Source organism: Segatella hominis (assembly GCF_004535825.1).
Taxonomy (GTDB): domain Bacteria; phylum Bacteroidota; class Bacteroidia; order Bacteroidales; family Bacteroidaceae; genus Prevotella; species Prevotella hominis.
Genome location: NZ_SGVY01000039.1, coordinates 24,212 through 35,680, shown reverse-complemented (window position 1 = coordinate 35,680; position 11,469 = coordinate 24,212). Strand labels below are relative to the sequence as shown.

The window sequence follows — 11,469 nt, the reverse complement described above, 5'->3', positions numbered from 1 at the left end:
CGCTTTATGGGGTAAGGGGATTTTGTGTCTGCGACATTTCTGTTGTGCAAGAAATATGTACAATAAAATGAATTTTGTCGCTTTGCAAGCAAAATCCCACTAAACCCTATAGGTTGCGGATTTGAGGGAGAGAATAAACTTACATCTTGGTGATAACACCCTTCTCAGAACTCTCCAGGAACTGGATAATATTCTGAATCTCCGGACCATCTGGCACCTGATCCTTGATCTGGTTGATGGCATCAAAGAGGGATGTCTGACCATGGAATACCAATCGGTAGGCATTCGCAATATGCTTGCGAACCTTCTCGGTAACTTCAGCAGCCTCCATGATGATGGTGTTAGGGCCTGCATATTTCACAGGTTTACCACCAGCAATGATATAAGGAGGAATATCCTTAGAGAAGGTAGTTCCTGCCTGAATCATTGCCAAATCGCCTACTCGGGTCTTGGCATTCTCTACTACAGATGTTGAGTAGATGACACCGTTACCTATCACGCAGTCGCCTGCAATCTTGGTACCATAACCGAATACGCAACCGTTGCCGATTACGGTATCGTGAGAGATATGGGCACCTTCCATCAGGAAGTTGTTGTTGCCCAGAACGGTCTTGCCACCCTTGTGAGTACCACGGTTGATAACCACGTTCTCACGGATGGTATTGTTGTCGCCAATCACTACCTCACTTTCCTCACCGGTAAAGTTGAAATCCTGTGGGAGGGCAGCGATAACGGCTGCCTGAAATACCTTATTATTATTACCCATGCGAGTACCGTTCATGATACTCACAAATGGATAGATGGTACAGTTGTCGCCGATGACCACATCGTCCTCAATATAGGCGAATGGATAGATCTTGCAGTTGTCTCCAATCTTAGCTTTTGGAGAAACCTCTGCCTTTGGACTTATTATACTAGCCATAATAATCTAACATTTAACATTTAACATTACTTAGCACCTCCACCCAATGCATAGTAGAGATTTACTACTGCCTGCATCTTGTAGAAGTCATCAGCTACCTTAGAAAGTTGTACGTTGAGCAGCGAAGACTGTGCCTGGATTACCTCAAGGTAAGAACCGCCAGCCTCTGACATCAACTTACGTGTGTCCTCTACGTTCTGCTCGAGTACGGTGATGCGCTTAGCCTCCACCTTACTCTTCTCATCAGAATAGTTGTAGAGCACGAGGGCATTGCTTACTTCGCTACCAGCCTTCAGTACGGCATCCTGCCAAGTATTGTAAGCCTGTTCATACTGCATCTTAGCCACTTTCAATCCTGCGATGATTCTACCATTCTGGAAGATAGGCTGAACCAATGAGCCAACTGCAGAAAGCAACCACTTACCTGGATTCACGATGCCCATACCACCAGAGTTGGTGAATGCACCTGTACCAGAAATGGTGATAGATGGATAGAACTTGCTGCGGGCAGTCTCTACGCCATAGAAGCACTGAGCTAAGTTCATCTCGGCTGCATGAACATCAGCGCGGTTGTTGAGCAACTGGATGCCTACACCGGTAGAGAATGTTGCAGGAAGGCTCTGATTCTCCAGCTTGCCACGGGCAATGGAATGAGCCTGGTCGCCGATGAGAAGGCTCAAGGAATTCTCAGTTTCACGAATCTGACGCATCAGGTCGGTCTTCTGAGTCAACACAGCATAGTAATTACTCTCGGCAGCCTGAACAGAAGTACCACGATAACCAATCTTGGTGTCCTTCAACACCTTCATGGTCTCCCAAGTATCCTTGGTCAATCCTTCCATATTGTTAACCAACTCCACCTGCTTGTCGAGCATCAACAAAGTATAATACATATTGGCGATGTTGGCGATGAGGTTGGTCTTTACAGATACCTGATAATCCTTCAATTGAAGAAGAGCCATCTGAGCACTGCGCTTCTGAGAGAGCAGGTTGCCGAAGAGGTCAACCATCCAACTGGCAGTAACAGGCAGGCTGTAAGTCTTGGTAGCAGCGTTGCCATCCCAAGAAGCGATAGTTCCCTGTGGAGAGAAAGACAAGGCAGGCACGAAGGCCAACTTGGCACACTTCAACTGCTCTTCTGCCATCTTCACGTTCAAAGCCGCATTGAGGAGGTTGACATTGTTGTTCAATCCCTTCTCAATGATTGACTGGAGCTGAGGGTCGGTAAAGACACTGCGCCAAGGAATGTTGGCAAAAGTAGTAGTATCTTTTACAGCCAAAGTATCTGTATCAGAAGCTACATCGCGAACGATACCGCTGGTCTTCACATCCGGACGCTCATACTTTCCGTAGAGAGTCTTGCAGCTGCTCAGGGAGAGCGCTGCGAGACCCAATATGATGATATTTAAATTCTTTTTCATTGTTTCCTTTGAAGTTACATTGCGTTATTACTTCTTCTCGATACCCTTCTGCTGATGAGCGGCATTGGCATACTGCTCCAACTCGGCAGCTACCTCCTCGTTCAACTCATCCTCAAACTTCAATGGAGTCAGCTTCTCCTGCAACCACTGGAAGACTGCGAAGAGAGCAGGAACCACGAAGATCTGACAGAGAGTACCAATCAACATACCACCTACGGCGGCAGCACCCAAAGTCTGGTTACCATTCTTACCTACACCTGATGCGAACATCAGAGGCAACAGACCGATAACCATCGCCAGAGAGGTCATCAGAATAGGACGGAGACGGGCACCGGCACCCAGGATAGCTGAGTACTTGATGGCCATACCCGTACGACGACGCTCGAGGGCGAACTGTACGATCAGGATGGCGTTCTTAGCCAACAGACCGATCAACATAATCAACGAAATCTGCATGTAGATATCGTTAGAGTGACCGAAGAGGTTGGTGAAGATAAACGAACCTGCCAAACCGAATGGGATAGACAATACTACAGACAATGGCAAGATGTAACTCTCGTACTGGGCACTCAAGATGAGGTAAACGAATACGATACAGAGTGCGAAGATCAAACCTGTAGAGTTGCTGGATTCAGCCTCAGAACGGGTCAAACCAGAGTACTCATAACCATAGCCTTCTGGCAATGTCTGCTTGGCAACCTCAGCAATCGCCTTCATACCGTCACCGGTAGAGTAACCGCTGTTAGGCGTTACAGATACATCCATAGAGGTAAACAGGTTGAAACGTGTGATGTTAGATGGACCATAAACCTTCTTCAAGTTCACGAACTCGCTTACTGGAGACATGGTGCCATCAGCACAACGAACGTAAATCTTGCTCAGATCGTCTGGACGCATACGGCTCTCAGGACCAGCCTGAATCATCACACGGTAGAGCTTACCGTAGGCATTGAAGTTAGATGCGTAAAGACCACCAAGGTAACCCTGCATGACAGACAATACTGAAGATGGAGAGATACCAGCCTGCTTGGTCTTGGCAACATCTACATCTACCATATACTGAGGATAGTTAGGGTTGTACTGAGTCTGGGCGGTCTGAATCTCAGGACGCTTGTTCAACTCAGCCAGGAACTTCTTCACATTGTCATAGAACTTGTTCAAGTCACCACCGGTCTTATCCTGCATGGTCATGGTGATACCATTCTGTACAGAGAAACCGGAAATCATAGGTGGAGCGAAGGCAAGAACCTGTGCATCCTTGATGGCAGCAGTCTGCTTGTAAATCATACCCAACACAGAAGTGTATTCCATTGGGTTGACAAACAATGCCTCAATACCGCCACCGGTACAAGCCTCCTTGATACGATGGAAGAATCCACCCGGACGCTCCTCGAATGGCTTCAGCTTCACGATGATGGTACCCTGGTTAGAACCGTCACCGCCGATAAAGCTATAACCCATGATGGCGTTACGGGTTGCGATGGCTGGGTTGTTAGCCAGCATCTTATCTACCTGCTTAACCACCTCTGCTGTACGTTCCTGAGAAGTACCAGGAGCTGTAGAGATACAAGCGAAGATAGTACCGGTATCCTCATCAGGCACCAGACCCGTCTTGGTAGTACCCATCAGGGCAACCAGACCAACGATGCTGACAGCCACGAGGCTACCAGCGATGATGCCATGATTGATAACCCACTTGACACCACCCTTATACTTATTGGTAATCTTCTCAAACTGATAGTTGAATCCTGCGTGGAAACGATCCACGAAAGACATCTTCTTCTCATGACCCTCCTCGTGTGGCTTCAGCAATACGGCACAGAGCGCAGGAGACAAAGTCAACGCGTTGATAGCCGAAATAACGATAGATACCGCCATGGTTACACCGAACTCACGGTAGAAGTAACCGGAAGTACCACCGATGAATGATACAGGAACGAACACGGCAGACATCACCAATGTAATAGAGATGATGGCGCTGGAGATTTCGTTCATCGCATCGATAGAGGCTGTCAAGGCACTCTTGTACCCCTGGTCGAGCTTGGCGTGAACCGCCTCGACCACCACAATGGCATCATCGACCACAATCGCAATAGCCAGCAGCAGGGCTGACAGCGTAAGCAGGTTGATGGAGAATCCGAAGATCCAGAGGAAGAGGAACGTACCAATCAAAGCCACAGGTACGGCAATCATAGGAATCAGCGTAGAACGGAAGTCCTGCAAGAAGATATACACCACGATGAACACCAGTACCAGGGTGATGATCAAGGTGAAGATAACCTCCTCGATAGATGCGAACAAGAACTCGGTAACATCCATCAGGATGACATTCTTCAACCCTGGAGGATAACTCTTCTCCAGTTCATCCAACGTCTTCTTTACGTCGCTGGCAATCTGGGTAGCGTTGGAACCGGCAATCTGCTGGACCATACCCATCACGGCAGGCTGACCATCGTTGAGCAGGTTAACGTTATACTGCAAACCACCCAACTCAATCTTGGCAACTTCGCCCAGACGGAGAGTCTGACCGGAAGTGTTGCTCTTGATGAGGATATTCTCATACTCAATAGGAGTCTTCAAACGACCCTTGTAACGCAAGGTATATTCATACTGCATATCAGAGCTCTCACCAAAGCTACCAGGGGCAGCCTCGATATTCTGCTCTGCCAGAGCCTGAGAAATATCAGAAGGAACCAGTCCGAACTCCTTCATCTTCTCTGGCTTCAACCAGATACGCATAGAGTAGTTACGGGTAGAAGGGCTCTGTACATCACCCACACCATTGATACGCTTCAACTGAGGAATGACGTTGATCAGGGCGTAGTTGGTAACAAACTGGTCGTCGTAACGGCCGTCGTCTGTGGTCAGAGCGAACATCATGACGTTAGAACTCTGACGCTTGGTTACGGTGACACCCACCCTGGTAACCTCGGCTGGCAACAGAGACTGCGCCTGAGATACACGGTTCTGTACGTTGACCGCAGCCATATCAGGGTCAGAGCCCTGCTTGAAATAAACGGTGATGCTGGCATAACCAGAGTTAGACGCAGAAGAGGTCATGTAGGTCATGTTCTCCACACCGTTGATACTCTCCTCCAGAGGAGCGATGACAGAGTTCAACACCGTCTGGGCATCAGCACCCTGATAGGTAGTAGATACCGAGATGGTAGGCGGCGCGATATTCGGATACTGCTCGATAGGCAGCGATACCAAGCCGATGATACCCAGCAAGACGAAGAAGATGGAAACCACCGTCGAAAGTACTGGGCGCTTTATAAAGTTTGTAAATGACATAATTTACTTATTTTCTTTATACCTTAAATTATATATTACTTCTTGCCGCCCATAGCTGTAGCGAATGCATGAGCATTGTCCTGAGACTCACTCAACTTGGTAGCCTCAGCAATCTTCTGATTGTAGCGCTCCAAAGTGATAGGCTTAATCTGCTGACCATCGGTCAACTTGGTGATACCCTTCAAGACGATGCGGTCGCCTACATGGAGACCAGAAGTTACGATATAGTTCTTGCCATCATCCTGTGGATTTACCTTGATTTCAGAATACTTCACCTTGTTATCCTTGGTTACAATGTAAACGAAGATCTTATCCTGAACCTGAGAGCAAGCCTCCTGAGGGATGACGATAGCACTGTTATGATCGTTAGGAACCACGATAGAACCTGCACCACCACTCTTCAGCAACTTCTCTGGGTTAGCGAAGTGAGCGATGAGAGAGATAGAACCGGAAGTAGCATCGATGACACCACTCATCTTGACTACCTTACCTGGATGATTATAGATAGAACCGTCAGCCAACTGCAACTTAACAGCTGGGAATGCAGCGATAGCAGCCTGAACACTACCGTTGGTCTTAGACATGCTCAAGATCTGAGACTCAGAAAGTGAGAAGAACACCTCCATGGTGCTGATGTTGGAAACGGTAGTCAAAGCCTGGCCAGAAGCGCTTACCAAAGCACCCACCTTGAAAGGAAGGCTACCTACAACACCTGCAGAAGGGCTGGTAACGGTACACCAAGTCAACTGCTCGCGGGCTGAAGCCAGAGCTGCCTCTGCCTGAGCTACCTGTGCCTTAGCGGTTGCATAGCTGTTAGCTGCTGTAGAAAGTTCATATTCACCGATGATCTTGCTATCATACAACTTCTTGTTGTTCTGGTAAGTCAATTTAGCTGTGTTAGCCTGTGCCTTAGCAGTATTGACAGCGGCAACAGCTGAACGAACTGCAGCCTGATAGGTCTCACTATCAATAGAGAACAAAGCCTGACCTGCAGATACAGTCTGACCCTCATGTACAAAAACCTTTGTAATGAAGCCAGAAACCTTAGGACGCACCTCTACATCCTGAATACCCTTGATGGTAGCAGGATAGGTAGTCTGCAATGCTGCACTGGAAGTACCGATAGTAGCCACAGCGAACTCATCGTCGCCGAAGTTAGGCAGACCGCCCTTCTTACTTCCACCACATGATGTCAAAGCAGCAAGAACACAAACTGCTGCAACAAACAAAACGTTTTTAATTTTCATACCTATTTATATTATTATAATGATTATTACTTTAAATATAAAAAGCAAGGCTCACATGCCTCACTACCTCCGCCAAAACATCCTGAATGACGTAGTCTTTTTGGGAAACTCTAAGATTCCTTTAAGTTTTGACTGTGCAAAATTACTAATAATATGGCAAACTTGTCGCTTACCACCTATCTTTTTAACAAAAATTATTCAGTATTTATAGTTTTCTTATAAATTAAACAAAAAAGTCCCCACCGATTATTCGTAAGGACGATTTTGCTTTTTATCTGTACAAGCCTATTATTTTTATATATAAACCCATATCTTTTATACATTCAACCCCATATCTGCAGCCTTTTTCATGAGCAATTCCATCAAAGGTTCCCGCTCGTTCTGCACCTTATTATCAAGTACCGCATCTTTCAAAGCCTGTTTGAGAAGTCCTACCTCACGGCAAGGATTCAGATGGAAAATCTCCATGATTTCGTTACCATCGATACATGGCTGGAGCAAACGTTTGTAGTCTCTTTCCTTCAGATCAACAAGTTTCTCACGCACCATTTTGAAATTATCGAGGAATCTCTGCTTACGTACATGGTTCTTGCTGGTAATATCAGCTTCACAGAGCGTCATCAGATCATCGATATCATCTCCAGCATCATTCATCAGGCGACGTACAGCACTGTCTGTCACCTCCTCATCAGCTATCACGATAGGACGCATGTGGAGTTCTACGAGTTTCTGCACGTATTTCATCTTGGCATCCATAGGCAACTTCATCCTGCGGAACATAGAAGGAATCATCTTAGCTCCTATATTATTATGGTTATGGAAAGTCCAACCAATACTGTTGTCCCAACGCTTACTCTTAGGTTTTCCTATATCATGCAGCAGAGCAGCCCAGCGAAGCCAGAGATTATCAGAATGTTTGCAGACATTCTCCAGAACCTCCATTGTATGCTCATAGTTGTTTTTATGAGCACGCCCGTTGCGGGTTTCCACCTTATCAAGTGCACACAGTTCAGGAATAATCAATTCGAGCAACCCCGTATCCTTCAAATAATAGAAACCGGAACTTGGATGCTTAGCGAGCATAATCTTATTCAATTCATCAGCAATGCGTTCGCCGCTGATAATCTTCAGACGGTCGGCATTTCGCTTCAAAGCCTCATAAGTTTCCGGCTCTATCTGAAAATTAAGCTGGGTAGCAAAACGGACGCAACGCATCATACGAAGCGGATCGTCGGAAAAAGTAATATCCGGATCCAGTGGTGTAGCAATGATGCCATCTTCCAAATCATATACACCATCAAAAGGATCTACCAATTCGCCAAATCTTTCTTTATTCAGACAAACAGCCATGGCATTGATGGTAAAATCACGTCTATTCTGATCATCCTCTAATGTTCCGTCCTCCACAATCGGTTTACGAGAATCACGCTGATAGCTTTCTTTACGGGCTCCCACGAACTCCACCTCTGTATCTTTATACTTCACCTGTGCAGTACCAAAATTACGGAACACAGAAAGATGCGCCTTTTTGCCAAGCATCTTTTTCAATTCAGAAGCAACCTGGATACCACTTCCCACCACTACGACATCAATATCATTGGAAGGACGCTCCAGAAAGAGATCACGTACATAACCACCTACCACATAACACTCCAGATGCAACGAATCCGCTGCATCAGAAATCTTATGGAATATATCTTTGTCTAATATTTGCGCCAGTTCGGCATTGGATAAATTTCTCATTATTTTTTCTTTTCGGGGTGCAAAGTTACTGCAAATTATGTAAAATACAAAATAATTATTTGGCTATTTCATAATAAATGCGTAAATTTGCAGCGATTTTCGAAAATAATATGGCAGAATTATCAAAAACAGAACAGCAGTTTAAGGACGTAATGGTAGAGTGTCGCACCCTTTTCCAAAAGAAGTTGCATGATTATGGAGCTTCTTGGAGAATCTTGCGCCCATCTTCCCTTACCGACCAACTATACATCAAGGCGAAACGCATCCGCTCGCTTGAAATCAAGAAAGAATCCTTGGTAGGCGAAGGTATTCGCCCGGAGTTCATCGCACTTATCAATTATGGTATTGTAGGAATTATACAATTGGAAAAAGGGTTTGTAGATGAGGTGGATATGACAGCCGATGAAGCAATGGAGCTCTATGACCAGCATGCCAAGGAAGCTTTGGAATTGATGCTGAAGAAGAATCACGACTATGACGAAGCGTGGCGATCTATGAGAGTAAGCAGCTATACTGATTTTATTCTCACCAAGATACAACGCGTGAAAGAAATCGAAGATATTCATGGTGCAACTTTAGTTTCAGAAGGTATCGATGCCAATTATATGGACATCATCAACTATTCCGTTTTCGGTGCTATCAAACTGAAAGAGCAGGAAAAAGAATAAATCATCAATATAAAAATAGGTATAAAGAGTGAGTATCAGTAATCTTATCAAGAAGTTGACAGTCAACTTAGGAAGATTGATTGTAGCTGTGACCTTCATTTTCTCAGGATATGTGAAGGCCATAGACCCATTGGGCACTCAATATAAGATTACGGACTATCTCCAACCGCTTGGTTTATCTGGTATCGTACCAGACTGGATGACGCTGACCGCTTCTGTTGCTCTCTCCACATTGGAGTTTTCTATTGGCATTTTCTTATTATTTGCCATACGCAGGCGCCTCACTTCCAAGATTTTACTTTTGACTATGGTGGTGATGACACTCATCACTACGTGGATAGCCATCGCAAATCCTGTCAAGGACTGCGGTTGTTTCGGCGACGCTATTAAATTGACCAATTTTGAGACCTTAGGTAAGAACATCATACTCTTGGCAATCTCCATCTTACTCTGGAGATTCCCACTGCAGATGGTCAGGTTTATCTCCAAGCCGACACAATGGATAGTCATCAATTACACCATACTCTTTTCTGTGGCCCTAAGTACCTGGAGTCTCTGGAGTTTGCCGCTCTTTGATTTCCGCCCATACCACATCGGTGCAAACATCGAGAAAGGCATGGAAATACCAGAAGGTGCCAAGCAGCCACAGTTTGAAACAACCTTTATCTTGGAGAAAAATGGCGAACAGAAAGAATTTACCATTGATAACTATCCGGACTCCACATGGAAGTTTATCGATTCCAAGACCATACAAACCGAAGAAGGTTACGTACCTCCTATCCATGATTTCAACATAGAAGATACTAAAAACGGGGAAGACATCACACAGGAAGTTCTCCATGACAAGGGATACTCCTTCCTGCTCATCTCGCCCAACCTGTCCATGGCAGACGATTCGAACTTTGGTACGATAGACCAGATCTACGAATATGCAGAAGACCACGGCTACCGATTCATCTGTCTGACAGCAAGTACAGAAAAGGAAATCGCCAAGTGGCAAAACATCACGGGAGCAGAATACCCATTCTACACCACAGATGCCACAACGCTCAAGACAATGATCAGGAGTAATCCTGGACTGATGCTGCTACACAACGGTACCATCATCCAGAAATGGAGCCATAATGAATTACCAGCAGAAGATTTGCTCACCAAACCTTTGGAAAAGAGCGAATACGGCAAATTGCCAGCAGAAGGAATGGCAAGGAAAATTCTGCAAACCGTACTCTGGTTCCTACTGCCACTGGTATTGCTCACCATTGCAGACCGCCTATGGGCATGGTCAACCTGGTTAAGAGAAAAAGAAGATACAAATAAAATATTATCAACTTCTAAAAAGAAAAAGAAAATGAGAAAGAAAATTGTAGCAGGTAACTGGAAAATGAACATGAACCTGCAAGACGGTGTTGCTCTCGCAAAGGAAATCAACGAGGCATTGGTAGCAGAAAAACCAAACTGTGATGTTGTAATCTGCACTCCATTCATCCACTTGGCTTCTGTAGCTCAGGTATTGAATTCTGAGGTAGTAGGTCTCGGTGCTGAGAACTGCGCTGACAAGGCTAAGGGTGCTTTCACTGGTGAGGTTTCAGCTGAGATGGTAAAGAGCACAGGTGCTCAGTATGTTATCCTCGGTCACTCAGAGCGTCGTCAGTACTATGGCGAGACAGCAGAGATCCTGAAGGAGAAGGTAGAGTTGGCTTTGGCTAACGGTTTGAAGGTTATCTTCTGCTGCGGTGAGACTCTCGAGGAGCGTGAGGCAGAGAAGCAGAACGAGGTTGTTAAGGCAGAGTTGGAAGGTTCTGTATTCCACTTGAGCGCTGACGCTTGGAAGAACATCATCCTTGCTTACGAGCCAATCTGGGCTATCGGTACAGGTAAGACTGCTACTTCTGACCAGGCTGAGGAAATGTTGGCATACATCCGCTCTATCGTAGCTGAGAAGTATGGCAATGAGGCTGCTGAGGAGACATCTATCCTCTACGGTGGTAGCTGCAAGGCAAGCAATGCTCCTGAGCTCTTCGCTAAGCCAAACATCGACGGTGGCTTGATCGGTGGTGCTTCTTTGAAGGCTGCTGATTTCAAGGGTATCATCGACGCTTGGAAGAAGTAATTGCTTTCACATAACCATGCCTGTACCTCCCCAAAAAGGGACAGGCATGGTTCCTTCATTTTAG

Annotated in this window: 7 protein-coding genes; 2 read left to right on the top strand and 5 right to left on the bottom strand. The window is 45.8% G+C overall.

Features of this window, described 5'->3' with window-relative positions; genetic code table 11:
- Window positions 1–139: 139 nt before the first annotated feature.
- From lpxA to EXN75_RS12645, 5 genes are all read right to left on the bottom strand, one after another.
- Window positions 140–922 (bottom strand): acyl-ACP--UDP-N-acetylglucosamine O-acyltransferase, encoded by a 783-nt coding sequence (gene lpxA, locus EXN75_RS12665; RefSeq protein WP_118117065.1) that lies wholly within the window; start codon window positions 920–922, stop codon window positions 140–142.
- A 26-nt stretch (window positions 923–948) separates the two neighbouring features.
- Window positions 949–2,343 (bottom strand): efflux transporter outer membrane subunit, encoded by a 1,395-nt coding sequence (locus tag EXN75_RS12660; protein ID WP_118117064.1) that lies wholly within the window; start codon window positions 2,341–2,343, stop codon window positions 949–951.
- 27 nt (window positions 2,344–2,370) lie between these two features.
- Window positions 2,371–5,637, bottom strand: coding sequence for an efflux RND transporter permease subunit (locus EXN75_RS12655; protein ID WP_134844085.1), 3,267 nt, complete (start codon window positions 5,635–5,637; stop codon window positions 2,371–2,373).
- Between the two features lie 35 nt (window positions 5,638–5,672).
- On the bottom strand, window positions 5,673–6,884 hold the full coding sequence (locus tag EXN75_RS12650) for an efflux RND transporter periplasmic adaptor subunit (protein WP_134844084.1): 1,212 nt from the start codon (window positions 6,882–6,884) through the stop codon (window positions 5,673–5,675).
- Window positions 6,885–7,199: 315 nt separating this feature from the next.
- Entirely contained in the window at window positions 7,200–8,627 is a 1,428-nt protein-coding gene (locus tag EXN75_RS12645) for a CCA tRNA nucleotidyltransferase (RefSeq protein ID WP_134844083.1), read from the bottom strand.
- 110 nt (window positions 8,628–8,737) lie between these two features.
- Here EXN75_RS12645 and EXN75_RS12640 point away from each other — a divergent pair, with 110 nt between their 5' ends.
- Together EXN75_RS12640 and EXN75_RS12635 are read left to right on the top strand one after the other, a co-directional pair.
- Window positions 8,738–9,295 carry a DUF1599 domain-containing protein gene (locus EXN75_RS12640; protein ID WP_118117060.1) on the top strand — a complete coding sequence of 186 codons (558 nt, stop codon included), beginning with the start codon at window positions 8,738–8,740 and terminating at the stop codon, window positions 9,293–9,295.
- Window positions 9,296–9,323: 28 nt separating this feature from the next.
- Complete coding sequence (locus EXN75_RS12635; RefSeq protein WP_456242901.1) at window positions 9,324–11,405, top strand: BT_3928 family protein; 2,082 nt, start codon at window positions 9,324–9,326, stop codon at window positions 11,403–11,405.
- Window positions 11,406–11,469 lie beyond the last annotated feature (64 nt).

Excerpts from the sequence above, each read along its gene's own strand:
- lpxA (WP_118117065.1), bottom strand. The coding sequence starts at position 922 with ATGGCTAGTATAATAAGTCCAAAGGCAGAGGTTTCTCCAAAAGCTAAG.
- EXN75_RS12660 (WP_118117064.1), bottom strand. The coding sequence starts at position 2,343 with ATGAAAAAGAATTTAAATATCATCATATTGGGTCTCGCAGCGCTCTCC.
- EXN75_RS12655 (WP_134844085.1), bottom strand. The coding sequence starts at position 5,637 with ATGTCATTTACAAACTTTATAAAGCGCCCAGTACTTTCGACGGTGGTT.
- EXN75_RS12650 (WP_134844084.1), bottom strand. The coding sequence starts at position 6,884 with ATGAAAATTAAAAACGTTTTGTTTGTTGCAGCAGTTTGTGTTCTTGCT.
- EXN75_RS12645 (WP_134844083.1), bottom strand. The coding sequence starts at position 8,627 with ATGAGAAATTTATCCAATGCCGAACTGGCGCAAATATTAGACAAAGAT.
- EXN75_RS12640 (WP_118117060.1), top strand. The coding sequence starts at position 8,738 with ATGGCAGAATTATCAAAAACAGAACAGCAGTTTAAGGACGTAATGGTA.